The following is a 25412-nucleotide window of genomic DNA, read 5'->3' as shown; positions in this document are numbered from 1 at the left end:
CGCGCTCCCCGCCCGGCACCCCCTACCACCCTCGTCCCCGCCCGACTTCGTCACGAACGAGTCGCCAAGATCTCACCTCCTGGACAGGTCCGGGGGCTATTCAGCGACCCGGCCCGCACGGCAAACTTCTACGCGCGTCCTTCTACGCGCGTCGATGCGCGTCGACGCGGAAGCACGCACTCGCCATCGAAGAACACCAGTTGACGGCCCATCTGCCGTCGTTCCCACCCGGGAGAGTCGTCCATGCCCCTGAACCGCCGTGACTTCGTCACCCGGTCCGCCGCCACCGCCGCCGGCGCCGCCCTGGTCGGCGGTGCCGCCGTCGCCGCCGCCCCCTCCGCCGCGGCCGCCGAGCCGGACACGGCGGCCGCCAAGGGCCCGCAGCGCAAGCCGCGCAAGCAGGCCTTCACCGTCATGGGCACCACCGACCTGCACGGCCGGGTGCTCAACTGGGACTACTTCACCGACGCCGAGTACGTCGACAAGGCCCACAACGCGGTCGGCCTGGCCAAGATCTCCACCCTGGCCAACCAGGTGCGCGAGGAGAAGGGCTGGGACCGCTGCCTGCTGATCGACTCCGGTGACATCATCCAGGGCACCCAGCTGACCTACTACTACGCCCGGATCGAGCCGATCGCCACCGACGGCGACACCGTGCCGGACCACCCGATGGCCGTCGCCATGAACCTCATGCAGTACGACGCCGCCGCTCTCGGCAACCACGAGTTCAACTACGGCATCCCGACCGTCAAGGCCTTCGAGGACCAGCTGGAGTTCCCGCTGCTGGGCGCCAACGCCCTGCACGCGAAGAACGAGAAGCCGGCCTTCCCGCCGTACGTGATCAAGGAGCTGCACCTGGGCGAGGGCAAGTCGCTGAAGGTCGGCATCCTCGGCCTCACCAACCCGGGCATCGCGATCTGGGACAAGGCCAACGTCAGCGGCAAGATGGTCTTCCCGGGCATCGTGGAGACCGCCGCCAAGTACGTGCCGCGGATGAAGGCGGCCGGCGCGGACGTCATCGTGGTCTCGGCGCACTCCGGCATCGACGAGCCGACCACCTACGGCGACCAGCTGCCCTGGCCCGAGGACGCCTCGGGCGAGATGGCGGCGACCGTCCCGGACATCGACGCGGTGCTGGTGGGCCACACCCACAAGGAGGTCCCGCAGCGCCTGATCGTCAACAAGAAGACCGGCAAGACGGTCGTGCTCTCCGAGCCGCTGTGCTGGGGCCAGCGCCTGAGCTGCTTCGACTTCGAGGTCGAGTTCGCCGACGGCGCCTGGAAGGTCACCTCGGTCTCCTCGCGGGTGCTGAACTCCAACACCGTGCCGGAGAACCCGGAGATCACCGACGCGCTCACCGAGCAGCACAAGAAGGTCGTCGCGTACGTCAACCAGAACATCGGCACCAGCAAGATCGAGCTGTCGATCGCCGAGGCCCGCTTCAAGGCCACCCCGATCATCGACCTGATCGGCAAGGTCCAGGCCGACGCCGTCAAGACGGCGCTGGCGGGCGGCCAGTACGCCAACCTGCCGGTGCTGGCCCAGGCCGCTCCGTTCAACCGCACCGCCCTGATCCCGGCCGGCCAGGTCAAGCTGCGCGACGCCGCGGGCCTGTACATCTACGAGAACACCCTGGAGGCCCGCATCCTGACGGGCGCCCAGCTCAAGGACTACCTGGAGTTCTCGGCGAAGTACTACAACCAGCTCGCCCCCGGCGCCCCGGTCGACAAGGACGCCCTGACCGGCGCCGAGACCACCCCGGACTACAACTACGACTCGCTCTACGGCCTGAGCTACGACATCGACATCGCCCAGCCGAAGGGCCAGCGGATCGTCAACCTGTCCTTCCAGGGCAAGCCGATCGACCCGGCCGCCCAGTTCGTCCTGGCCGTCAACAACTACCGCGCCAACGGCGGCGGCAACTTCCCGCACGTCGCCAACGCCAAGCTGGTCTGGTCGAACTCGGACGAGATCCGCAACACCATGATCACCTGGGTGAAGGCCAAGGGCGTCATCGACCCCGCCGACTTCTTCACCAACTCCTGGCGCCTCGTCCGCGCCGGTCAGCCGGTCTTCTGACCAGCACCCCTCCGCTCCCCCAGAGGCGCCGCCGGGCCCGTCCGCCCGGCGGCGCCTCGCCGCATCCGCCGCGGTGGCATGATGCCCGCATGGTCGAGCCGGATCGCCGAGCTCGCTACCGACACCCTGCTCCGGTACCCGGCCTGACCCACTCGCCCGGCGAGACGATCGGACATCTGGCGGAGACTGGAGGATATTCATCGGCTCGCCGGACCTCCCTATCGTTGATCGCATCGAGAACGGCCCCACGGGGGGCCGGGGTTGATCGACCGGACAGGGAGTGAGTGCGATGCGTGCGGTGGTGCAGCGGGAGGTCGGCGGGCCGGAGGTGCTGGAGGTCGCCGAGGTGGAGCGTCCCGAGCTGCTGAGCGGCGAGGTGCTGGTGCGGGTGAAGGCCGCCGGGGTGAACCCGGTGGACGTGGCGGTGCGGGCGGGCTGGTTCCCGCTGCTGGGCGAGCCGCCGTTCACACTCGGTTGGGACGTCTCCGGGGTGGTCGAGGAGGCCGCGCCCGGCGCCCGCTACCGGGTGGGCGAGGAGGTGTACGGGATGCCGTTCTTCCCACGCGCCGCGAACGCCTACGCCGAGTACGTGGCCGCGCCGTCCCGCCAGCTGGCCCGCAAGCCGGCCTCGATCGACCACGCGGCGGCCGCCGCCCTGCCGCTGGCCGCGCTGACCGCCTGGCAGGGCCTGGTGGACGCGGCGCGGATCGGCGAGGGGCAGCGGGTGCTGGTCCACCGCGCGGCGGGCGGCGTCGGCCACTTCGCCGTGCAGATCGCCAAGGCCCGCGGCGCGCACGTGATCGCGCTGGCGAGCGAGCCCAAGCACGCCTTCCTGAAGGAGCTCGGCGCGGACGAGGTCATCGACTACCGCACCACCGACTACACCCGGGTCGTCGAGGACGTCGACGTCGTCTTCGACTCCTCCTCCGAGAACACCCGCGCCCTGGAGGTGCTGAAGCCCGGCGGCGTGCTGGTGAGCATCATGGAGCACCGCGACCAGGAGCTGGCGGCCGCGGTCGAGGCCGCCGGGCGCCGCTTCGCGGGCATCTCCGTCGAGCCCGACTACGCCTCGCTGGAGGCGATCGCCGCCCTGGTGGACGAGGGCCTGATCCGCCCGCACGTGGCGCGGACCTTCCCGCTGGCCGAGGCCGGCCGGGCGCACGAGCTGGTGGGCTCCGGTACGGTCCAGGGCAAGGTCGTCCTGACCGTCGACTGAACCCGGTCGACCGAACGCGGCAGAACACCGAAAGCACCCAAGGGGGACGGGCGTTGGACATCCTGACCGAGGCACTGGGCTCGATGCGGACGGCGTACCCGTCCTCCGTCCGCACCGAGGGCCGCGCGCCCTGGGCCCTGCGCCTGCCCCCGGTGCTCGGCGCCGGCTTCCACGTGGTGCTGTACGGCACCTGCTGGCTGCTCCCGCTGGGCGCCGGGAGCGGGGCGCAGCCGCACGGGCCGGTGGCGCTCAGCCCGGGCGACATCGTCTTCCTGCGCGACGGCGGCGGTCACGTCCTCGCCGACCATCCGGACACCCCGCCGGTGGACTCGCACGCCTGCCGGGTGAACGACTCCTCGCCGATCGGCACGCTCTCGCTGGGCGGCGACGGGGCCCGCACCAGTCTGCTGTGCGGGAACTACCACCTGGACCAGGGCCGTCCGCACCCGATGGTCCGCCAGCTGCCGGCCCTGATCCATCTGCCGACCCGGCACGGCCGGCACCCCGAACTGGCGGCGGCCGTCCAGCTGTTGGGCAGCGAGTTGGAGAATCCGCGGATCGGCTCGGCCGGGATCGTGCCGGCGCTGATCGACTCGCTGCTGCTGTACATCCTGCGGGCCTGGTTCGAGGACCAGCCCGCCGCGACGGCGGCCGGGTGGGCGGCGGCGCTGCGGGACGCGGCGGTGGCGCCGGCGCTGGCGGCGATCCACGAGGCGCCGTCCACGCCGTGGACGGTGGAGTCGCTGGCGGACCGGGCGGGTCTGTCCCGGGCCGCGTTCGCCCGCCGGTTCACGTCGATGGTGGGCGAGCCGCCGATGGCGTACCTGACCCGTTGGCGGATGACCACGGCGGCCCGGTTGCTGCGGGAGTCGGAGGCGCCGTTGACCTCGGTGGCGGCGCAGACCGGCTACGGCTCGGAGTACGCCTTCGCGAAGGCGTTCAAGCGGGAGTTCGGCCAGGCTCCCGGCGGTTACCGCCGGGAGGCCCGCGCCGCCTGAACGTCCGTTTCCGGTACGGGATCAGCAGGGATCAGAACGGGAACGCCGCCCGCCCGTGCTGTACCGAGATCCACTTCAGGGTGGTGAAGGCGTCCACGGTGGACTCTCCGTTGAGCCGTCCGACGCCGGAGTTCTTCTCCCCGCCGAAGGGCACGCTCGGCTCGTCCGCGATGGTCCCGCCGTTGACGTGGATCATGCCGGTCTCGATCCGCTGCGCGAACCGCACGCCGCGTTCGAGGTCCGCGGTGTGGACGGCGCCGCTGAGCCCGAACGGCGTGTCGTTGGCGATCCGTACGGCCTCGTCCTCGCCGTCGAAGGGCACCACCAGTACGACCGGGCCGAACAGTTCGCGCTGCAGGATGGGCGCGTCCTCGGCGAGGCCGGTGAGGACGGTCGGCGCCATCAGGCTGCCGGTGGTGGTGCCGCGCAGCAGTGCGGTGGCGCCGGCGGTGATCGCCTGGTCGATCTGGGTGGAGAGGGCGTCGGCCTGGACGGAGTTGATCAGCGGGCCGATGTGGGTGGCCGGGTCCTTCGGGTCGCCGACAGTGAGCGAGGCGACCTTGGCGACGAACTTCTCGGTGAACTCGGCCTCGACGCTGCGGTCCACCAGGACGCGGTTGGCGGACATGCAGACCTGGCCCTGGTGGACGAAGCGGCTGAACACGGCCGCGTCCACGGCGTAGTCGAGGTCGGCGTCGTCGAGCACGATCAGTGCGCTGTTGCCGCCGAGTTCCAGGACGGAGCGCTTGAAGTGCGCGGCGGCGACGGTGCCGACGTGCCGGCCGACCTTGTCGGAGCCGGTGAAGGAGATCACCTTGGGGACGGGGTGGTCGATGAAGCTGTCGCCGATCTCGGCGATGTCGGTGATCACGACGTTGAGCAGGCCGGGCGGCAGGCCCGCGTCCTCGAAGATCTTCGCGATCAGGCCGCCGCCGACGACCGGGGTCTCCTGGTGCGGCTTGAGGACGACGCCGTTGCCGAGGGCGAGGGCCGGGGCGACGGCCTTGAGGGCGAGGAACAGCGGGAAGTTGAAGGGGCTGATCACGCCGACGACGCCGACCGGCAGCCGGTAGAGCCGGTTCTCCTTGCCGGGCGTGGTCGAGGGCAGCAGTCGGCCCTCGGCGGCCACGGACAGGTGCAGGCATTCCCGCAGCATGTCCTTGACCAGGGAGAGTTCGAAGCCCGCCTTGAGTGCGGTGCCGCCGAGTTCGGCCATGATCGCGGCGACGATCTCCGGCTCGCGCTCCTCGAACAGGCGAAGCGCGCGCTCGAAGACGAGTCGCCGCTGGTAGGGGCTGGTGGCGGCCCATGCCTTCTGGGCGCGTTCGGCGGCGCGGTAGGCGCGGTCGACCTCGGCGACGGTGGCGACGGTGATGGTGGCGAGTTTGTCGCCGGTGTAGGGGTCGACGTCGACGATGTCCCAGGAGCCGCTGCCGCTGCACCATTCGCCGTCGATGTACTGCAGCGCCAACTCGGAGAAGTACGACATCTGATCCCTCTCATGCACCGACCTGATGGGACATCATCGTACTGACGTGTTACAGCTCCTGGCGTACCGCGTGGAGCAATTCCCTGGTGCTTTCCGGATCCAGGCTGTCGGCGAGCAGGTCGTCCATGGCGTGCCGGTACTCGGTGACCTCGGCGGGCTTGTCGAGGTAGAGGGCGGTGGTGAACTGCTCCAGGTAGACGACGTCGGACAGTTCCTGCTCGGCGAAGCCCAGCACGGTGAACGCGCCGCTCTCGGCGCTCAGCCCGGCGTTGCCGAGCGGCAGCACCTGCAGTCGGACGTTGGGCAGTTCGCCGAGTTCCAGGAGCCGGTCCAGCTGGCCGCGCATCAGCTCGGGCCCGCCCCAGGGGCGGCGCAGCGCGGCTTCGTCCAGGACGGCTACGAGTTGCGGCGCCTGTTCGCCGGTGAGCACCGTCTGGCGCTTGAGCCGGACGTCGACCCGGCGTTCGATGTCCTCGGCGCGGTGGTCGTGGCTGCCGGCGGTGACGACGGCCCGGGCGTAGTCGGCGGTCTGCAGCAGGCCGTGGACGAACTGGACCTCGTAGCTGTGGATCTCGGTGGCGGCTTCTTCCAGGCCGAGGTAGTTCTGGAACCAGCCGGGCAGGACGTCGCCGTACTCGTGCCACCAGGAGCTGGCGTTGGCCTCGTGGACGAGTCCGAGGACGGTGGTGCGTTCCGGTTCGGCGTCGACGCCGTAGAGGGTCAGCAGGTCGGCGACGTCGCGTTCCTTGAAGCCGACCCGGCCGAGTTCCATCCGGCTGATCTTGGATTCGGAGGCGCGGATCGAGTAGCCGGCTTCCTCACGGCTGACACCTCTGGCCTCGCGGAGTTTGCGCAGTTGGCTGCCGAGCAGCAGGCGCCGTACCGTGGCGCCCCCACCTGCCTGAGTCGTGCCCATCGAAGTCAACCTCCGCACTTGCGCAGCCCCCCGGCCGTCGGCGGCAGTCTGCCACCTGGCGCCGACGAACAACAGCCCGTGCGGGTCGCATTCCGGCCGCTGTGAGAAGCCTGTGCGTCCGCTGTGAACCAACCCTCGGCGTGCGAACGGGCAGGCCGGCGGTCCCGCGGGCGGGCATGCGCACGGCGAAGCCCCCGGAAGGACTCGTTCCGGGGTACGCGACGGCGCCCGCCCTCCAACTGGTCGGGGAAGAGGGCAGGCGCCAGGAGACCGCGTTGGCCCGGCGACGCTGGCGGGGGCAGCGGGTTGAGCTCCCGGCGATGCGGCGCCGGGGGTTCGGGGTGGGCCGGTCGGACCGTCAGACCACCAGGGGGCGGTCCGTGGGGCGGATCGGGGCGGGAAGCGGGGTCTTGCCGCCCAGGTACGTGTCCACCGCGGCAGCGGCCGAGCGGCCTTCCGCGATGGCCCAGACGATCAGCGACTGGCCTCGGCCGGCGTCTCCGCAGACGTACACGCCATCGACATTGGTGGCGAACCGGCCGTCTCGGGCAATGTTACCTCGCGCGTCGAGGTCGGCTCCCAGCTGCTCGACCAGCCCGTTCTTGACGTCCGTGCCGGTGAAGCCCATGGCCAGGGTGACGAGCTGCGCGGGGATGGCCCGTTCGGTGCCGGGCACCGGCTCGAACCGGCCGTCCTTGAACTCCACCTCGACGAGGTGCAGTTCCTGGACGTTGCCGTCCTCGTCGCCGGTGAAGCGGGTGGTGTTGACGGAGTAGATCCGCTCGCCGCCCTCCTCGTGGGCGGAGGTGACCTTGTACGTCATCGGCATGGTCGGCCACGGCTGGTGGCCGGGGCGCTCCTCGCTGGGCCGGGGCATGATCTCCAGCTGGGTGACGGAGGCCGCCCCCTGCCGGTGGGCGGTGCCGACGCAGTCGGCGCCGGTGTCGCCGCCGCCGATGACCACGACGTGCTTGCCCTTGGCGCTGATCGGGGACTCGACGAAGTCGCCCTCCTGCACCTTGTTGGCCAGCGGCAGGTACTCCATGGCCTGGTGGATGCCCTTGAGCTCGCGCCCGGGCACCGGCAGGTCGCGGGCGGTGGTGGCGCCGGCGGCGACGACGACGGCGTCGAAGCGCTCGCGCAGCTGCTGCCCGGTGATGTCCTCGCCGACGTGGACGCCGGTGCGGAAGCGGGTGCCCTCCGCGCGCATCTGCTCGATGCGGCGGTTGATGTGGCGCTTCTCCATCTTGAACTCGGGGATGCCGTAGCGCAGCAGTCCGCCGATCCGGTCGGCCCGCTCGTACACCACGACGGTGTGCCCGGCCCGGGTGAGCTGCTGGGCGGCGGCGAGGCCGGCCGGGCCGGAGCCGACGACGGCGACGGTCTTGCCGGAGAGGCGCTCGGGGATCTGCGGGGTGACGCCGCCGCGGTCCCAGGCCTTGTCGATGATGGTGACCTCGACGTTCTTGATGGTCACCGCGTCCTGGTTGATGCCGAGGACGCACGCGGACTCGCACGGCGCCGGGCACAGGCGGCCCGTGAACTCCGGGAAGTTGTTGGTGGCGTGGAGGCGCTCGATCGCACCGACGAAGTCGTCCCGGTAGGCGAGGTCGTTCCACTCGGGGATGAGGTTCCCGAGCGGGCAGCCGTTGTGGCAGAACGGGATGCCGCAGTCCATGCAGCGGCCGGCCTGCTTGGTGATGATCGGCAGGAGGCTGCGTTCGACGTAGACCTCGTTCCAGTCCCGCAGACGGACGTCCACGGGCCGGCGCTCGGCCAGCTGCTTGCCGGTGGTCAGGAAGCCCTTGGGGTCAGCCATGTGCCGCCTCCATCATCTTGCGAGTGGTCTCGGCCTCGGAGAGGCCATCGCGCTCAGCGGCGTCCTTGGCGGCGAGCACTGCCTTGTAGTCGGTCGGCATGATCTTGGAGAAGCGGGAGACTCCGCTGCCCCAGTCGGCGAGGAGTTCGGCGGCGACGGTGGAGCCGGTCTCCTCGTAGTGCTGCTGCACGGTCTCGCGCAGCCATTCGCGGTCGGCGGCGGTGGGGGCCTCGATGCCCACCAGGCCGTCGTTGACGTTGGCGGGCCGCAGGTCCAGGACGTACGCGATGCCGCCGGACATGCCCGCCGCGAGGTTGCGTCCGGTCTCGCCGAGGATGACGACCCGGCCGCCGGTCATGTACTCCAGGCCGTGGTCGCCGACGCCTTCGACGACCAGGGTGGCGCCGGAGTTGCGGACGGCGAAGCGCTCGCCGGCCTTGCCGCGCAGGTGGATCCGGCCGGAGGTGGCGCCGTAGCCGATGGTGTTGCCGGCGATGACGTGGTTCTGCGCGCCGTTGCCGATGGCCGCGGCCTCGCGGGCCGGGCGGACGATCACCACGCCGCCGGAGAGGCCCTTGCCGACGTAGTCGTTGGCGTCGCCCTCCAGCCGCAGCGTCACGCCGCGGGGCACGAACGCGCCGAACGACTGCCCGGCGGAGCCGGTGAAGGTGACGTCGATGGTCCCCTCCGGCAGGCCTTCGCCGCGGTACCGCTTGGTCACCTCGTGGCCGAGCATGGTGCCGACGGTGCGGTTGACGTTGCGGATCGGCAGCTGGATCCGCACCGCCTCGCCGCGCTCCAGGGCGTCTTCGGCGAGCGTGATCAGCTGGTTGTCCAGGGCCTTGTCGAGCGCGTGGTCCTGGGTGGTGGTGCAGTGCCGGGCGGCGCCCTCCGGCAGCTCCGGCACGTGGAAGAGCGGGGCCAGGTCGAGCCCGGCGGCCTTCCAGTGGTCGATCGCGGCCTGGGCGTTGATGTGCTCGGCGCGGCCGACGGCCTCCTCGATCGAGCGGAAGCCCAGCGAGGCCAGGATCTCCCGGACCTCCTCGGCGATGAACTCGAAGAAGTTGACGACGAATTCGGGCTTGCCGGAGAACCGCTCGCGCAGCACCGGGTTCTGGGTGGCGACGCCGACCGGGCAGGTGTCCAGGTGGCAGACGCGCATCATGATGCAGCCGGAGACGACCAGCGGGGCGGTGGCGAAGCCGAACTCCTCGGCGCCGAGCAGCGCGGCGATGACGACGTCGCGGCCGGTCTTCAGCTGGCCGTCGGTCTGCACTACGATCCGGTCGCGCAGCCCGTTGAGCAGCAGGGTCTGCTGGGTCTCGGCGAGGCCGAGCTCCCAGGGGCCGCCCGCGTGCTTCAGGGAGGTGAGCGGCGAGGCGCCGGTGCCGCCGTCGTGTCCGGAGACCAGCACCACGTCCGCGTGCGCCTTGGACACGCCGGCCGCGACCGTCCCGACGCCGACCTCGGAGACCAGCTTCACGTGGACGCGGGCCGCCGGGTTGGCGTTCTTGAGGTCGTGGATCAGCTGCGCCAGGTCCTCGATCGAGTAGATGTCGTGGTGCGGCGGCGGCGAGATCAGGCCGACGCCCGGGGTGGAGTGCCGGGTCTTGGCGACCCACGGGTACACCTTGTGGCCGGGCAGCTGGCCGCCCTCGCCGGGCTTGGCGCCCTGGGCCATCTTGATCTGGATGTCGTCCGCGTTGACCAGGTACTCGGAGGTGACGCCGAAGCGGCCGGAGGCGACCTGCTTGATCGCCGAGCGGCGCTCCGGGTCGTACAGGCGGTCCGGGTCCTCGCCGCCCTCACCGGTGTTGGACTTGCCGCCGAGGCGGTTCATCGCGATGGCCAGGGTCTCGTGCGCCTCGCGCGAGATCGAGCCGTACGACATGGCGCCGGTGGAGAAGCGCTTGACGATCTCGGAGACCGGCTCGACCTCCTCGACCGGGATCGGCTCGCGGTCGAGGCCGTCGAACCGGAACAGGCCGCGCAGCGTCATCAGGCGGGAGGACTGCTCGTTCACCCGGTCCGTGTACTGCTTGAAGATGTCGTACCGGCGGTTGCGGGTGGAGTGCTGCAGCCGGAAGACGGTGTCCGGGTCGAACAGGTGCGGCTCGCCCTCGCGGCGCCACTGGTACTCGCCGCCGATCTCCAGCGCGCGGTGCGCGGCGGGGATGCCGGAGGCCGGGTACGCCTTGGCGTGCCGGGCGGCCGTCTCGCGGGCGATCTCGTCCAGGCCGATGCCGCCGAGCTTGGTGGTGGTGCCGGCGAAGTAGCCGTCGACCAGGTCCTGGGAGAGGCCGATGGCCTCGAAGACCTGGGCGCCGCGGTAGGAGGCGACGGTGGAGATGCCCATCTTGGACATGACCTTGAGCACGCCCTTGCCGAGCGCCTTGATCAGGTTCTTGATGGCCTTCTCGGGCTCGACGCCCTCGATGCCCTCACTCTTGAAAAACGTGCCCTGGGCGACGAGGTCCTCGACCGACTCCATGGCCAGGTACGGGTTGACGGCGCCGGCGCCGTAGCCGATCAGCAGCGCGACGTGGTGCACCTCGCGGACGTCGCCCGCCTCGACCAGCAGCGACACCTGGGTGCGCTGCTTGGTGCGGATGAGGTGGTGGTGGATCGCGGAGGTGAGCAGCAGCGAGGGGATCGGGGCGTGCTCGGCGTCGGAGTGCCGGTCGGAGAGCACGATGATGCGGGCGCCGTCGGCGATGGCGGCGTCGGCCTCGGCGGCGATCTCCGCCAGCCGGGAGGCCAGGGCCTCGCCACCGGAGGCGACCCGGTAGAGGCCGGAGAGCGTGACGGCCTTGAGGCCGGGCTGGTCGCCGTCGGCGTTGATGTGGACGAGCTTGGCCAGCTCGTCGTTGTCGATCACCGGGAAGGTGATGCCGACCGAGCGGCAGGCGGAGGCCTCGGCGGCCAGCAGGTTGCCCTCGGGGCCGAGGTTGGAGAGCAGCGAGGTGACGAGCTCCTCGCGGATGGCGTCCAGCGGCGGGTTGGTGACCTGCGCGAAGAGCTGCACGAAGTAGTCGAACAACAGGCGGGGCTTCTCGCTCAGCGCGGCGATCGGCGAGTCGGTGCCCATCGAGCCGAGCGCCTCGCCGCCGGTGCGGGCCATCGGCGCGAGGATGACGCGCAGTTCCTCCTCGGTGTAGCCGAAGGTCTGCTGGCGGCGGGTGACGGAGGCGTGGGTGTGCCAGATGTGCTCGCGCTCGGGCAGCTTGGCGAGCTGGATCTGGCCGGCGGCGACCCACTCCTCGTAGGGGTGCTCGGCGGCGAGGGCGGACTTGATCTCCTCGTCCTCGACGATGCGGCCCTCGGCGGTGTCGATCAGGAACATCCGGCCGGGCTGCAGGCGGCCCTTCTTGGTGACCTTCTCCTGGTCGATGTCGAGCACGCCGACCTCGGAGGAGAGGACGACCAGGCCGTCCTCGGTGATCCAGTAGCGGGCGGGGCGCAGGCCGTTGCGGTCGAGCACGGCGCCGATCTGGGTGCCGTCGGTGAAGGTGACGCAGGCCGGGCCGTCCCAGGGCTCCATCAGGTTGGAGTGGTACTGGTAGAAGGCGCGGCGGGCCGGGTCCATGGTGGCGTGGTTCTCCCACGCCTCCGGGATCATCATCAGCACCGAGTGCGGCAGCGAGCGGCCGCCGAGGTGGAGCAGCTCCAGGACCTCGTCGAAGGAGGCCGAGTCGGAGTGGTCGGGGGTGCACACCGGGAAGATCCGGCTCAGACCCTGCCCGTTCTTGTTGGCGGGGATCAGGTCGGTCGCGAGCTGCGACTCCCGGGCCCGCATCCAGTTGCGGTTGCCCTTGACCGTGTTGATCTCGCCGTTGTGCGCGACGAAGCGGTACGGGTGGGCGAGCGGCCAGCTCGGGAAGGTGTTGGTGGAGAACCGGGAGTGCACCAGGCCGATCGCGGAGGCGTAGCTGCGGTCCGACAGGTCGGGGAAGAAGGGCTCCAGCTGGCCGGTGGTCAGCATGCCCTTGTAGACGATGGTGCGCGCGGACAGCGACGGGAAGTAGACCCCGGCCTCGCGCTCGGCCCGCTTGCGGACGACGAAGGCGGTGCGGTCCAGCTCGATGCCGGCCAGGCCGGCCTTGCCGAGGAAGATCTGGCGGAAGCGCGGCATCACGCCGCGGGCGGTGGCGCCGAGCAGGTCCGGGGTGACGGGGACGTCGCGCCAGCCGAGGACGGTCAGGTCCTCCTCGGCCGCGATGGCCTCGATCTGCGCGACGGCGGCCGCGTCGGCCTCGTCCGCGTCCGGGAGGAAGGCGATGCCGACGGCGTACGAGCCGGCCGCGGGGAGCTCGAAGTCGACCTTCCCGCGCAGGAAGGCGTCCGGGATCTGGGTGAGGATGCCGGCGCCGTCGCCGGAGTCGGGCTCGGCGCCGGTGGCGCCGCGGTGCTCCAGGTTGCGCAGGACGGTCAGCGCCTGCTCGACGATGGTGTGGTCGGCGATGCCGGTCAGCGTGGCGACGAAACCGACGCCACAGGCGTCGTGCTCGTTTCGCGGGTCGTACAGGCCCTGAGCAGCAGGTCGCGCATCCGGCACGAGCGCGTAGGGCGGGCGGGGGGCGCCGGCCTGGGGCTCGTTGGCGGAGTGCATGGATGCAGACAGCATCGGCTCTCCCGTCGTCGTCTTTCGGCAAGTTGGTGCAAGTAGGGACGACGTTGGCCCTGATGCGATGGTGTGATGTCGTGCAAGTTACATGATGCCCAGGATCCCGAGAAGCGGAATATCCCGTCCACATGGCGGGACGAGCCGCAGGTCAGGGGGTGTGGGAAGAAGGACGTGCCACAGTGCACGTCCAGACGATTGTGCCCAACCCTCCGCGCCATGAAACAGGGGCGAAACCGGACCGCCACACAAGCCGATCATGGCCGCCTGCGAATCCATCCCGGGAGCCCGCCCGCGGATGCGAAACCGCGGCGCCGGGGCTCGGATGATGAGACTAGGCCAGGCGATACGCAACGCCCATGTGTGAAACGTCACGCATTGGCCAGCATAATCATGCAGAGGTCTGGGTCATCCCACATGCCCGCCGATCAGCCGGCCGAGCAGGTAGGTCACCCCGGCCGCCGCCCCGCCGAGCACCAGCTGCCGCAGCCCGCTGAACCACCAGCTGCGCGCCGTCACCCGGGCCACCACCGCCCCGCACAGGAACAGCCCGGCCGCCGCCAGCAGCAGCGCGGGCAGCAGCGTGGTCGCGCCCAGCAGGTACGGCAGCAGCGGCAGCAGCGCGCCGAGCGCGAAGCACAGGAACGACGAGACGGCCGCCACCAGCGGCGAGGGCAGGTCGGTGGGGTCGACGCCCAGCTCCTCGCGGGCGTGCACCTCCAAGGCCAGCTCCGGGTCGGCGGAGAGCTGCCGGGCCACCTCGTGCGCGAGGTCCGGGTCCACCCCGCGCGAGACGTACAGCTGGGCCAGCTCGGCCAGCTCGCCGTGCGGGTTGCGGCTCAGCTCCAGCCGCTCGACCTCGATCTCGGCCTGCACCAGCTCCCGCTGCGAGGCCACCGAGGTGTACTCCCCCGCCGCCATCGAGCAGGCGCCGGCCGCCAGGCCCGCCAGCCCGGTCAGGATCACCGTGCCGTGGGACACCGCGCCGCCGACCACACCGGTCATCAGCGCGAAGTTGGACACCAGGCCGTCCACCGCGCCGAAGACGGCCGGGCGCAGCCAGCCGCCGTTGACGTCCCGGTGGTGGTCTGCCGCGGGTATCCGGGGCGGGTGTCCGGCCCCGTGTTCCAGGGTGGTCGCAGTCATCGTCTCTTCCCCTCCGTCGTCGTTCGTCCGCCCTGAACGTAGCCCGCTGACCTGGGCATTTCCAGCAAAGTAAGGCTGTCCGAACACAGTTGAGGCCACCCTTCGCAAGCACTGCGAAGGGTGGCCTCAGTCGGGGGGAAGTCCCAGGTCAGATCGGGTTCTTGGCGTCCTCGCCGGTCTTCTCGGCGACCACGGCGGCCGGTTTCCCGTCCACGGACCGGGACGACTTCGCGTCCACGGACCGGGACGACTTCTCGTCCTTCGGCCCGGCCTCCTCCTCGCCCTCGGCGGCGCCGGCCTCCGCCAGGTGCGCGGCCGGGTCGATGCTCGCCGGGTCCTCCCGGCCGGGCCGCTTCCTGCCGACGATCACCAGGTACGCCACGGCGGCCAGGAACACCGCGATGGACACCCAGTCGTTCAGCCGCAGGCCGAAGAAGACGTGCGCGTCGTCGATCCGCAGCCACTCGGTCCAGAACCGGCCCACCGTGTACGCGGCGACGTACAGCGCGAAGGCCCGGCCGTGGCCCAGCTTGAACCGGCGGTCCGCCCAGATCACCAGCAGGGCGACGCCGACGCACCAGAGCGACTCGTACAGGAAGGTCGGGTGGTAGACGCCGTCCACGACGGTGCCGTCCGGCAGCACCTTGTGGATCTTCAGGCCCCAGGGCAGCGTGGTCTCCCGGCCGTACAGCTCCTGGTTGAAGTAGTTGCCCCAGCGGCCCAGCGCCTGCGCGAGCGCGATGCCCGGCGCGATGGCGTCGGCGTACGCGGGCAGCGGCACGCCCCGGCGGCGGGCGCCGATCCAGGCACCGACCGCGCCCAGCGCGATCGCGCCCCAGATGCCGAGGCCGCCCTCCCAGATCTTGAGGGCGTTCCAGGGGTTCTGCCCCTCGCCGAAGTACAGCCGGCCACCATCGGTGATCACGTGGTAGAGGCGGCCGCCGACGAGGCCGAACGGCACGGCCCACACGGCGATGTCACCGACCGTGTGCTTGGCACCACCCCGGGCGACCCAGCGCTTGCTGCCGAGCCAGACGGCGACGACGACACCGAGGATGATGCAGAAGGCGTAGGCGCGCAGCGGGACCGGTCCGAGGTACAGGACGCCCCGCGACGGGCTGGGAATGTAGGCGATATCCATGGCAGTTCCGACGCTACAGGGTCGGCGGGCCCGGTCGGGCACCCCCGGGGTCACAGAAACCGAACAACGGCGGCCGCCGCCCCCTCCGGACGGGAAGGGTGCGGCGGCCGGGTCGGGGGCTCAGCCGGCCGTCGGCGACGGGTTGTTGGCCTCCGAGGCGGCGCTGGTCGGCGCCGGGGTCTGCCCGTGCGAGCCCGCGGTGCCGAGCTGCTTGCCCTGGTTCGCGGCGTCCACCCACTTCGCCAGGTTGGCCGGGGTGATCTCCTCGGTGCCGTTCTTCGGGTAGATCGGCTGGCCGTTGAGCAGCACCGTCGGGGTCGACTTGTAGCTGGACTTGTCGAAGTCCTGCTGCACCGAGGAGACCCACCCGCCGAACTTGTCGTCGTTGACGCAGGCCTGGAACTCGGGCGTGTCCAGGCCGTCGACCTGCTTCGCCAGGTTGATCAGCACGGCCTTGTTGCCGAAGGCGTCGTTGGTCTCGTCCGGCTGGTTGCGGTACAGCACGTCGTGGTAGTCCCGGAAGTGCCCGGCCTCCTGGGCGCAGGCCAGCGCGTTGGCGCCGTTCTTGGAGCCCTTGCCCGGCACGGCCCGGTCGATGAACGACACGAGGTGGTAGTTGGTATAGACCTTGCCGGCGTCCTCCAGCTGGTCGACGGTCGCCGAGAACTCCCGCTCGAAGCTGCCGCAGGCCGGGCACCGCGGGTCCTCGTAGACCGTCAGGACGGACGGTGCGTTGCCCGCCCCGACCGGGATGACCAGGTTCTTGTCCCCGATGGTCCCGGCCGGGGCCGCGGTCGGGGTCTCCGGCTTGGAACGCTCGTTCTGCACCACGACGCCGGCGATGACGGCGGCGGCGATCACCGCGAGCACGGCGCCGCCGACGATCAGCTTCTTCCTGCGCCGGGAGGAGGCCTCGTCCGCCGCCCGCTGCTCCAGCATCCGCTCGCGGGCGGTGCGCTTGCCTTCTCGGTTCTTCTCGCTCATTGCCTTGACATCCACAGTCGGGGGCCTTCGTCGGGTGCGGGGGTGGGGGTGCGGAAGTGGGGGTGTGCAGGAGTGGGGGTGCGGCGCAGGGTCAGCTCGCCAGCCAGCCGTCCGCCGAGAGCCGGGTCCGCGGCCGCCACAGCAGCCACCCGGCGAGCAGCAGGAACCCGGTGTCGCGCAGGATCTCCTGCAGGTACGTCGTCTGGGACTCGTCGACGTGCCCGCCGCCGCCGAAGCAGCCGCAGTCGATGGAGATGCCGCGCGCCCAGGCGGAGGTGATCCCGGCGATGAAGACGAGCAGCAGCAGCGCCGAGACCCCGGCGACCAGCCGGACACCGAGGCCGACCACCAGCAGCAGGGCCAGCGCCAGCTCCAGGAAGGGCAGGCCGTAGCCGATCGGCTTGACCAGGCTCTCGGGCAGGATCTCGTAGGCGCGGACGGCCTGGGCGGCTTCCGCCGGGTCGGCGACCTTGGCCAGCCCGGCCCAGCCCCACACCACCGCGAGGCCGAGCCGTACGGCCGTACCGACCCACTCGCTCCAGGCCGACACCGGCTTACCGGGCTGCACCGCCGGGCCGGCCATCAGGGAACCCCCCTCGGGAAACACGTTCACTTCCTGATGAACCGTAAGGGATGAAGAGGAGTTCCTCCGTATTCAGGAATTAAGCCGGATGAGTGACGCTATCTGGCGTTCTGTCCGAATCCGTCGAACAACCGCCCACTACCGGCACCCGAACTACCGGCAGCCGAACTGTCGCCCCACCTCGAAGAAGTCCGCCCGCGCACCGCCGGCCCGCTCGGTGGCATCCCAGCGGGCCGCCTCCGCACAGGCCACCGCCTCCCGCTCCGCCCGCTCGGCAGCCCGCTTGGCCAGCGCCTGCCCCACCTCCGCGTGCGCCCCGACCGCGGCCCCGAGCGCGAGCGCGGCAGCCGCCGCCCGCAGCAGAACGGCCCGATGGAAACCCCTCACCGGCTCACCCCTTCGCTCGCTCGGCCACCCTGCGCACGTCGTTCGTGCACTCGTCCCTCCACTCAACGCCGGTCAACCCCGGCTGATGCGTGTCTCCGCAACTGTTCACCCGTTCGGGGTCGACACCACGTCGACACCACGTCGACGCCGCCGGGAACGCCGACGGCCCGCCACTCCCGGAGGAGTGACGGGCCGTCGCCCGGGCAGAGCCGTGTCAGCGCCTGCGAACGCCCGCCGCCAGCTCCCCGGCCAGGGCCCGCACGGCGTCCAGCGCCGCCGCCTCGTCCTCACCCGCGGCCAGGATCCGCTTCACGAACGCCGACCCCACGATCACCCCGTCCGCGAACCGCGCGACCTCCGCCGCCTGCTGCGCGTCGGAGACGCCGAGCCCGACGCAGACCGGCAGGTCCGTGGTGGCCCGGGTGCGGGCGACCAGGTCCTCGGCGAGCGAGCCGACCGCCGAGCGGGTACCGGTCACCCCCATCACCGCGGCCGCGTACACGAACCCGCTGCCCGCCGCGGTGACCTCGGCCAGCCGCGCGTCCTTGCTACTGGGGGCGACCACGAACACGGTGTCCAGCCCGTGCTCGTCCGCCGCCTTGCGCCACTCCTCGGACTCCTCCACCGGCAGGTCCGGCAGGATGCAGCCGGTGCCGCCCGCGGCCGCCAGGTCGGCGGCGAAGCGCGCCACGCCGTAGTGGTCGACGGGGTTCCAGTACGTCATCACGAGCACCGCCGCCTCGGGGTGCGCCGAGGCGACCTCCTGGACGGTGCGCAGCACGTCCTTGATCCGCACGCCGCCGCGCAGCGCGATGTCGTCGGCGGTCTGGATGACGGCGCCGTCCAGCACCGGGTCGGAGTGCGGCAGGCCGACCTCGACCACGTCGCAGCCGCCCTCGATGAGCGCGTTGACCGCCCGGATGCCGCCGTCGACGGTCGGGAACCCGGCCGGCAGGTAGCCGATCAGCGCGGCGCGGTCCTCCGCCTTGGCGGCGGCCAGGACACTACTCAGCTTCGAAGCCATGATCACTTACCCCCCTGCTCGGTACCGGCACCGGTCGAACCCGCGGCGCCGCCGGCGGACCCTGCCCCCGGCTCGTCGTACAACCCGAAGTACTCGGCCGCGGTGTGCATGTCCTTGTCCCCGCGCCCCGACAGCGACACCAGGATCGTCGCCTCCGGCCCGAGCTCGCGCCCCAGCTCCAGGGCGCCCGCGAGCGCGTGAGCGCTCTCGATGGCCGGGATGATGCCCTCGGTGCGGGACAGCAGCCGCAGCGCCTGCATCGCGGCGTCGTCCGTCACCGGCCGGTACTCGGCCCGCCCGGTGTCCTTCAGCCAGGCGTGCTCCGGCCCGACGCCCGGGTAGTCGAGCCCGGCCGAGATCGAGTGCGACTCGATCGTCTGCCCGTCCTCGTCCTGCAGGACGTACGTCCGGGAGCCGTGCAGCACGCCCGGGTCGCCCTTGGTCAGCGTCGCCGCGTGCCGGGGCGTCTCGGCGCCCTCGCCGGCCGCCTCGCAGCCGATCAGCCGCACCCCGGCGTCCGGGATGAACTCGTGGAAGATCCCCATCGCGTTGGAGCCGCCCCCCACGCACGCCACGACGGCGTCGGGCAGCCGCCCGGTCCGGTCGAGCACCTGCTGGCGGGCCTCGACGCCGATGATCCGGTGGAAGTCGCGGACCATCATCGGGAAGGGGTGCGGCCCGGCGACGGTGCCGAACAGGTAGTGGGTGGAGTCGACGTTGGCGACCCAGTCCCGGAAGGCCTCGTTGATGGCGTCCTTCAGCGTCCGGCTCCCGGACGTGACGGCGATCACCTCGGCGCCGAGCATCCGCATCCGGGCGACGTTCAGCGCCTGGCGCTGGGTGTCGACCTCGCCCATGTAGATGGTGCAGTCGAAGCCGAACAGCGCACACGCGGTCGCGGTGGCGACCCCGTGCTGCCCGGCGCCGGTCTCGGCGATGATCCGGGTCTTGCCCATCCGCTTGGTGAGCAGGGCCTGGCCCAGCACGTTGTTGATCTTGTGCGAGCCGGTGTGGTTGAGGTCCTCGCGCTTGAGCAGGACGCGCGCGCCGCCCGCCTCTGCGGAGAAGCGGTGCACGTCGGTCAGCGGGCTGGGGCGCCCGGTGTAGTCCTTGAGCAGCCCGTCGAGCTCGGCGGCGAAGGCCGGGTCGGCCTTGGCCTTCTCGTACTCCTCGGCGACCTGCTCGACCGCGGCGACCAGCGCCTCGGGGATGAAGCGGCCGCCGTACGCGCCGAAGTAGCCGCGCGCGTCCGGCACCTGGGCGCCGGGCAGGTAGTCCTTCTCGGACATGTGGTTTCCCTTGGGGAGTTGGACGACGGTGACGCCTGATCGGCCGGCCCCGGAGAGGGGCCCGCTGATCGGCCGGGCCTGCCAGGAGGCCCACTGGTCGGCCGGGCCCGGAAAGGGGCCTCAGCCGTGCGTCACGCGCCATCGCCGTCCCGGCACCTGCCCGGGCTCACAGCCGATGACGTACCGCACCCGACGCCCCAGCACCCGGCGTGCGGGCGCGCGGCAGCCGCGCGGGCGGCAACCGGGGGCGAGTCGGGAGGCGATCTTCATCGGGTCGGGTCAGTCCTTGTGCCGGACGGCGGGGTGGGCCCCGGCGGCGACCAGGTCGGCGACCGCGGCACGCGGGTCCTTGCCGGTCACCAGGGACTCGCCGACCAGCACCGCGTCGGCGCCCAGGTTGGCGTAGTTGATGACGTCCAGCGGGCCGCGCACCCCGGACTCGGCGATCTTGACGATGCCGTCCGGAATGGCGTGGGCCACGTTCCCGAAGGTGTTGCGGTCCACTTCGAGGGTCTTCAGGTTGCGGGCGTTGACGCCGATGATCCGTGCTCCGGCGTCCACCGCGCGCTTGATCTCCTCCTCGTCGTGCACCTCGACCAGCGGGGTGAGGCCGATCGACTCGGCGCGCTCGATCAGCGACACCAGGGCCGGCTGGTCGAGGGCCGCGACGATCAGCAGCGCGAGGTCGGCGCCGTGGGCGCGCGCCTCCCACAGCTGGTAGGCGGTGACGATGAAGTCCTTGCGCAGCAGCGGGGTGTCCACCGCGGCGCGGACGGCGTCCAGGTCGGCCAGCGATCCGCCGAAGCGGCGCTGCTCCGTCAGCACGCTGATCGCGGCGGCACCGCCGGCCGCGTAGTCGCGGGCCAGCGAGGCCGGGTCGGCGATCGCGGCCAGGGCGCCCTTGGACGGGCTGGAGCGCTTCACCTCGCAGATCACCCGGACCCCGTCGCCCTTGAGGGCGGCGACGCCGTCCTTGGCCTCCGGGGCCTTCGCGGCGAGCTCCTTCAGCTCGTCCAGGGAGACCCGGGCCTGCCGCTCGGCGAGGTCCTCGCGGACCCCTTCGATGATCGAGTCGAGCACACTCACTCGGGAGCCCCCATCTTTTCTGCCAGTTGGCCAGCGAGTGCCGGGCGGGCAGGAGCCCGCCGGCTCTTCGATGGTATCGGCACCCGGGGGCACGGGGCTCATCGGCCCGGCGGGCGTCTCGCGGAGCGGACGCCCGCTCCAGCCGCCCTCAACTGCGACTTCACCGCTTCTGCACCCGCCAGCGGACATACCCGGCGCTCAGACCGCCGGCGGCGCCAACCCCGCTCCGACCGGCGAATTTCGCACCACGGTGAAGACCAGCACGAGCAGCACGATCAGCGCCCAGCGCCGGCCCCCGACGGTGGTCCCGGGCGGCGGCCCGCAGGTCAGCGCGGCCCAGGCCCAGCGCAGCCAGAGCACCGCCAGCACGCCGAACAGCAGGACCGCGACGGCGTTGTCGTGCAGGGCGCTCGTCAGGTCCCCGTGCGCCAGCGCGTGCACGCAGCGCAGCCCCCCGCAGCCGGGGCACCACCAGCCGGTGGCGGCCAGGAAGGGGCAGTCCGGGTAGTGCCCGGGGGCGTTCGGGTCCACCGCGGCGACGTACGCGGCGGGGACGGCCACCGCCGCCAGCGCGGCCAGCGGCGGGCTCAGTCGGCGCAGCACGGGGGGCGGGGCGGAGGCGGTGGGGGCGGCGTTCACGCCCCGATTCTGCCCGCGCCGGGGCCCGGGAACGACGAAACGGCGGGCGCGACGCGCCCGCCGTTCGGTTGTGCGAAAGGCGTCAGGCGGCGACGGCGGCGCGGGCCTCGCGGGCCGCGACCTGCTCCTCGGACGACGTGTAGACGTGGGTGCTCGGCTGCTTGCCCATGCCGGCCATCGACATGGCCTTGCCGACGACGCCGCCGGCCACCACGACCGCCAGGCCGGCCCAGACCAGCAGCACCGACGGCAGGATCATCGCGACACCGGCGATGCCGAAGCCGACGAAGGAGATGACGACGCCGGTCCAGGCGGCGGGGGTGTGGCCGTGTGCTGCTGCTGCCATCTGAGGTGCTCCTTGGCTCTCGGGGCCCGGCCGGGCCTGCGGGGCCGCCGGCGGGTTGACGGAATCCATTGTGCCGGGCCGCACACCCGCTCCCCAAAGCGGGTGGTGGGTCTATCGCGTCACATCTGCACGTCGGGCGGTCGCGGGGCCCGACGGGACGGCCGTGGGGGCTCGGACCGCCTGCCGCAGGCGCCTCAGACCGCCGTCGGGTCCTCGCCGCGGTCCAGGGCCTTCCAGAGGTCGCCCGGCGTCTCGGTCGTCGCCGGGGCCTTGCGGGTCGGCGCCTCGTAGCGGCTGCCCATGGCCGGCCAGCCGCGGCCGTAGCGCAGGGTGAGCAGTCCGGCGAGGGCCAGCAGCACGCCGCCGACCAGGGCGACCCAGGGCCAGCCGGTGTGCGAGACCTCGGTGGCCGCCGAGCCGGTCAGGGCGAGCTTGCGGGCGGCCTCGGCGTCCAGCGCGGCGGTGTCGCCCGCCCCGGCGGCCGAGGCGGCGGCCGCGCCGATCCCGGCCAGCAGGGTCAGCGCGCCGACGGCCAGCCGGCCGGCGCCGCGCACCGCGAACACCGCGACGGCCGCGGCGAGGCCCACCAGGGCCAGCCCGCCGGGCAGTTCGGAGATCCTGCCGCCGGTGACGGAGACGTCCAGGGTGCCCGCCCGGCCCTCGGCCCAGGTCCGCCCGGCCGCGGTCAGCACCAGCAGGGCGCTCAGCACCGTCAGCAGCAGCATCACGCCGAGGGTGCGACGGCTGGGGGCGGCGGGGGCGGGGGTCTGGTCAGCACTCACCGGTCCACTATCCCCCGGCCGACACCTCAGGCCGTACCCGGGGTGGGCTTCTCCGTCGGAAACTCGTCGGTCTCCAGCACGAGCGTCCGATCGCCGAGCGGCAGGAACAGGTCGTTCCCGAACGGCACCCGCTCCGCCTCCCGGTACGCCCCGCGCCGCGATGGAGCCGTGTGTACCGTGCAGGCGGCCTCTGCCGGATCGATCACCACGTAGATCGGGATTCCGCACTCCGCGTAGACCCGCACCTTGGTGACGTAGTCCTTGTCCTGGCTCGACGGCGACACCACTTCGAGCACGGCCTCGACGTCGTGCCACTCGTAGCGGCCCCGGCTGTTGTGCTCGGCGCCGGGAGCGATCACCGCCAGATCCGGCGCGTAGCCGAAGAGGGTGGACGGGAAGTCGATCATGACGTCGGACAGGATCCGCCCATGGCCCGCGAGCTGCTTCTTGATCTGGGGCGATGCGCTGAGGATCACCTCCCACTGGTTCTCCCCCTGCGGCGTCATGATGATCCTCCCGTCCGTGATCTCCACCCGGTAGCCCTTGGGAAGGTTGACGCCGTCGAGGGCGTCCCAGGCGCTCTCCGTGGTCATCGCGGTCATCTCGCCGCCTCCCTCAGCAACTCGACGCTGTGCTCACGATAGCGGCCTCCGCAGCGTATTGGCGGTGGCGACGGCCCGCAGCACGGCGGCCGCCTTGTTGCGGCACTCGGTGTCCTCGCCGTGCGGATCCGAGTCGGCGACGACACCCGCGCCGGCCTGCACGTACGCGGTGCCGTCGCGCAGTACGGCGGTACGGATCGCGATCGCGGTGTCGGAGTCCCCGGCGAAGTCCAGGTAGCCGACGCAGCCGCCGTACAGGCCGCGGCGGGTGGGCTCCAGCTCCTCGATGATCCGCATCGCCCGCGGCTTGGGCGCCCCGGAGAGGGTGCCGGCCGGGAAGCAGGCGGTCAGCACGTCGTAGGCGGTCCGCCCGGGCGCGACCTTGCCGGTGACGGTGGAGACGATGTGCATCACGTGGCTGTAGCGCTCGATCTGCATGAAGTCGACCACCTCGACGCTGCCCGGCTCGCAGACCCGGCCGAGGTCGTTGCGGCCGAGGTCCACCAGCATCAGGTGCTCGGCCCGCTCCTTGGGGTCGGCGAGCAGTTCGGCGGCCAGCGCCGCGTCCTCGTGCGGGGTGGCGCCGCGGTGCCGGGTCCCGGCGATCGGGTGCAGCATCGCCTCGCCGTCGGTGACCTTGACCAGCGCCTCCGGGCTGGAGCCGACCACGTCGAAGCCGCCCTCGGCGGTGCCGCCCGGCCCGGGGAAGCGGAACAGGTACATGTACGGGCTGGGGTTGGTGGTGCGCAGCACGCGGTAGACGTCCAGCGCGGAGGCCGGGCAGGGCGCCTCGAAGCGCTGCGAGGGCACCACCTGGAAGGCCTCGCCGGCCCGGATCCGCTCCTTGATCTCCTCCACCGCCGCCCGGTAGGGCGCCCCGCCGAAGGGCGAGTGCACCTCGCCGGTGCCGACCGGGGTGAAGGTGGCCAGGCCCGGGTCGACGGGCTTGAGCAGGCCGGCCTCCATCGCGTCCAGGCGGCCCACGGCGTCCGCGTAGGCCTCGTCCACGCCGGTGTCCAGGTCGTTGTGGTTGACGGCGTTGGCGATCAGCAGCACCGTGCCGTCGGCGTGGTCGAGCACCGCGAGGTCGGTGGCCAGCAGCATGGTCAGCTCGGGGAGCTTGAGGTCGTCCGGGTTGAGGTCGGGCAGCTTCTCCAGCCGGCGGACGATGTCGTAGCCGAGGTAGCCGACCAGGCCGCCGGTCAGCGGGGGCAGGCCGTCGTCCTGGTGGCGCGGGGTGTGCAGCGCCTCCAGGGCGGCGCGCAGCACCTGCAGCGGGTCGCCGGTGGTGGGGATGCCGACCGGCGGGGTGCCGAGCCAGCGGGCCTGGCCGTCCTGGCCGGCGGTGAGCGTGGCGGCGCTGCGCACGCCGACGAAGGAGTAGCGCGACCAGCTGCCCTGCTCGGCGGACTCCAGCAGGAAGGTGCCGGGCCGCTCCTCGGCGAGGCTGCGGTAGAGGCCGATCGGGGTGAGGCCGTCCGCGAGGAGCCTGCGGGTGACCGGGATGACCCGGGTGTCGACGGCGAGCTTGCGGAAGGCTTCGAGATCCATGCTGGGCGGCACCTTCTTGAGTTCTTCGGGTTGACTGGGATCAGGAGAGCGGGAGCACGTCGGCGTCGAAGCAGGTGCGGTCGCCGGTGTGGCAGGCCGCGCCGGTCTGGTCGACCTTCACCAGCAGGGTGTCGCCGTCGCAGTCCAACGCCACCGACTTGACCGCCTGGACGTGGCCGGAGGTGTCGCCCTTCACCCAGTACTCGCGGCGGCTGCGGCTCCAGTAGGTGCAGCGGCCGGTGGTGAGCGTGCGGTGCAACGCCTCGTCGTCCATCCAGCCGAGCATCAGCACCTCGCCGGTGTCGTACTGCTGCGCGATGGCCGGGAGCAGGCCGTCCTCGGTGCGCTTGAGCCGGGCGGCGATCTCGGGGGCCAGAGCGGTCGTGCCGGGAGTGGCGGGTGTGGTGGACATGGGGCCATTGTGTCAGCCCGACCGGCCGCCCCGGCGGGGTCCTCCGACCTCCGGCTCCCGGCCGTCCGTCCGTACGGGGCGAGTTCGGCGAACCGCCTGCCGGGCGGGGGCCGCGTGGGCCATCCTCATGGCCATGACCTCCGAGCAGCCGCCCGCAGCCGCGCCCCGCCCGTCCCGCGGCCTGGTCCTCACGGTCGTCGCCGTGCTGGTCGCCCTCCTCGCGGTGGTGGCCACCGCGGTGCTCTGGCCCTGTCTCTTATACACATCTCCGAGCCCACGAGACAGGCAGAAATCTCGTATGC

Annotated in this window: 22 protein-coding genes; 3 read left to right on the top strand and 19 right to left on the bottom strand. The window is 71.8% G+C overall.

From position 1 onward, the window contains the following. The first annotated feature begins 243 nt into the window (after positions 1-243). From OP86_RS20850 to OP86_RS20840, 3 genes are all read left to right on the top strand, one after another. Positions 244-2079, top strand: coding sequence for a bifunctional metallophosphatase/5'-nucleotidase (locus tag OP86_RS20850; protein WP_030259888.1), 1836 nt, complete (start codon positions 244-246; stop codon positions 2077-2079). 289 nt (positions 2080-2368) lie between these two features. Further along, positions 2369-3295, top strand: a complete 927-nt coding sequence (locus OP86_RS20845) for an NADP-dependent oxidoreductase (RefSeq protein ID WP_030259885.1) — start codon at positions 2369-2371, stop codon at positions 3293-3295. Between the two features lie 53 nt (positions 3296-3348). Beyond that, the gene (locus tag OP86_RS20840; RefSeq protein WP_030057716.1) at positions 3349-4293 is read left to right on the top strand and encodes an AraC family transcriptional regulator; all 945 of its coding nucleotides are present in this window, start codon (positions 3349-3351) and stop codon (positions 4291-4293) included. 31 nt (positions 4294-4324) lie between these two features. Here the strand turns inward: OP86_RS20840 and OP86_RS20835 are convergent, their stop codons facing one another. From OP86_RS20835 to hisI, 19 genes are all read right to left on the bottom strand, one after another. Continuing rightward, on the bottom strand, positions 4325-5782 hold the full coding sequence (locus OP86_RS20835) for an aldehyde dehydrogenase family protein (RefSeq protein ID WP_030057715.1): 1458 nt from the start codon (positions 5780-5782) through the stop codon (positions 4325-4327). A 49-nt stretch (positions 5783-5831) separates the two neighbouring features. Beyond that, positions 5832-6698, bottom strand: coding sequence for a helix-turn-helix domain-containing protein (locus OP86_RS20830; protein ID WP_030057714.1), 867 nt, complete (start codon positions 6696-6698; stop codon positions 5832-5834). A 358-nt stretch (positions 6699-7056) separates the two neighbouring features. Continuing rightward, positions 7057-8517 carry a glutamate synthase subunit beta gene (locus tag OP86_RS20825; protein ID WP_030057713.1) on the bottom strand — a complete coding sequence of 487 codons (1461 nt, stop codon included), beginning with the start codon at positions 8515-8517 and terminating at the stop codon, positions 7057-7059. Beyond that, positions 8510-13126 (bottom strand): glutamate synthase large subunit, encoded by a 4617-nt coding sequence (gene gltB, locus OP86_RS20820; protein WP_106973468.1) that lies wholly within the window; start codon positions 13124-13126, stop codon positions 8510-8512. Before gltB ends, OP86_RS20825 begins: the two co-directional genes overlap by 8 nt. Before the next feature lie 420 nt (positions 13127-13546). Continuing rightward, on the bottom strand, positions 13547-14284 hold the full coding sequence (locus OP86_RS20815; protein WP_030057711.1) for a VIT1/CCC1 transporter family protein: 738 nt from the start codon (positions 14282-14284) through the stop codon (positions 13547-13549). Between the two features lie 148 nt (positions 14285-14432). Continuing rightward, on the bottom strand, positions 14433-15425 hold the full coding sequence (lgt, locus tag OP86_RS20810) for a prolipoprotein diacylglyceryl transferase (protein ID WP_051830343.1): 993 nt from the start codon (positions 15423-15425) through the stop codon (positions 14433-14435). A gap of 120 nt (positions 15426-15545) precedes the next feature. Then, on the bottom strand, positions 15546-16409 hold the full coding sequence (locus OP86_RS20805) for a DsbA family protein (protein WP_030057709.1): 864 nt from the start codon (positions 16407-16409) through the stop codon (positions 15546-15548). Positions 16410-16500: 91 nt separating this feature from the next. Then, on the bottom strand, positions 16501-17016 hold the full coding sequence (locus OP86_RS20800; RefSeq protein WP_234435062.1) for a MauE/DoxX family redox-associated membrane protein: 516 nt from the start codon (positions 17014-17016) through the stop codon (positions 16501-16503). 129 nt (positions 17017-17145) lie between these two features. Next, positions 17146-17379: a hypothetical protein gene (locus tag OP86_RS20795; RefSeq protein ID WP_030057707.1), complete on the bottom strand. Its 234-nt coding sequence runs from the start codon at positions 17377-17379 to the stop codon at positions 17146-17148. Positions 17380-17593: 214 nt separating this feature from the next. Next, positions 17594-18403, bottom strand: coding sequence for a tryptophan synthase subunit alpha (gene trpA / locus OP86_RS20790; protein ID WP_030259881.1), 810 nt, complete (start codon positions 18401-18403; stop codon positions 17594-17596). A 2-nt stretch (positions 18404-18405) separates the two neighbouring features. Then, entirely contained in the window at positions 18406-19692 is a 1287-nt protein-coding gene (gene trpB, locus OP86_RS20785) for a tryptophan synthase subunit beta (RefSeq protein ID WP_030057704.1), read from the bottom strand. 120 nt (positions 19693-19812) lie between these two features. Continuing rightward, positions 19813-19962 carry a tryptophan biosynthesis modulator TrpM gene (gene trpM, locus OP86_RS39220; RefSeq protein WP_418952643.1) on the bottom strand — a complete coding sequence of 50 codons (150 nt, stop codon included), beginning with the start codon at positions 19960-19962 and terminating at the stop codon, positions 19813-19815. A gap of 9 nt (positions 19963-19971) precedes the next feature. Continuing rightward, complete coding sequence (gene trpC, locus OP86_RS20780; RefSeq protein ID WP_030057703.1) at positions 19972-20778, bottom strand: indole-3-glycerol phosphate synthase TrpC; 807 nt, start codon at positions 20776-20778, stop codon at positions 19972-19974. A gap of 198 nt (positions 20779-20976) precedes the next feature. Then, positions 20977-21417 (bottom strand): DUF2752 domain-containing protein, encoded by a 441-nt coding sequence (locus OP86_RS20775; protein ID WP_030259871.1) that lies wholly within the window; start codon positions 21415-21417, stop codon positions 20977-20979. 82 nt (positions 21418-21499) lie between these two features. Next, complete coding sequence (locus OP86_RS20770) at positions 21500-21763, bottom strand: HGxxPAAW family protein (RefSeq protein ID WP_030057701.1); 264 nt, start codon at positions 21761-21763, stop codon at positions 21500-21502. 194 nt (positions 21764-21957) lie between these two features. Next, positions 21958-22545, bottom strand: coding sequence for a TIGR02234 family membrane protein (locus OP86_RS20765; RefSeq protein ID WP_030259868.1), 588 nt, complete (start codon positions 22543-22545; stop codon positions 21958-21960). Positions 22546-22571: 26 nt separating this feature from the next. Further along, positions 22572-23147, bottom strand: coding sequence for a Uma2 family endonuclease (locus tag OP86_RS20760; RefSeq protein WP_051830342.1), 576 nt, complete (start codon positions 23145-23147; stop codon positions 22572-22574). Between the two features lie 33 nt (positions 23148-23180). Continuing rightward, positions 23181-24698 carry an anthranilate synthase component I gene (locus OP86_RS20755; protein WP_030259866.1) on the bottom strand — a complete coding sequence of 506 codons (1518 nt, stop codon included), beginning with the start codon at positions 24696-24698 and terminating at the stop codon, positions 23181-23183. Between the two features lie 40 nt (positions 24699-24738). Continuing rightward, entirely contained in the window at positions 24739-25110 is a 372-nt protein-coding gene (gene hisI / locus OP86_RS20750) for a phosphoribosyl-AMP cyclohydrolase (protein WP_030057698.1), read from the bottom strand. Positions 25111-25412 lie beyond the last annotated feature (302 nt).

Source organism: Streptomyces novaecaesareae (assembly GCF_000716875.1).
Taxonomy (GTDB): Bacteria; Actinomycetota; Actinomycetes; order Streptomycetales; family Streptomycetaceae; genus Kitasatospora; species Kitasatospora novaecaesareae.
This window is presented reverse-complemented; position numbering and strand designations above follow the sequence as displayed.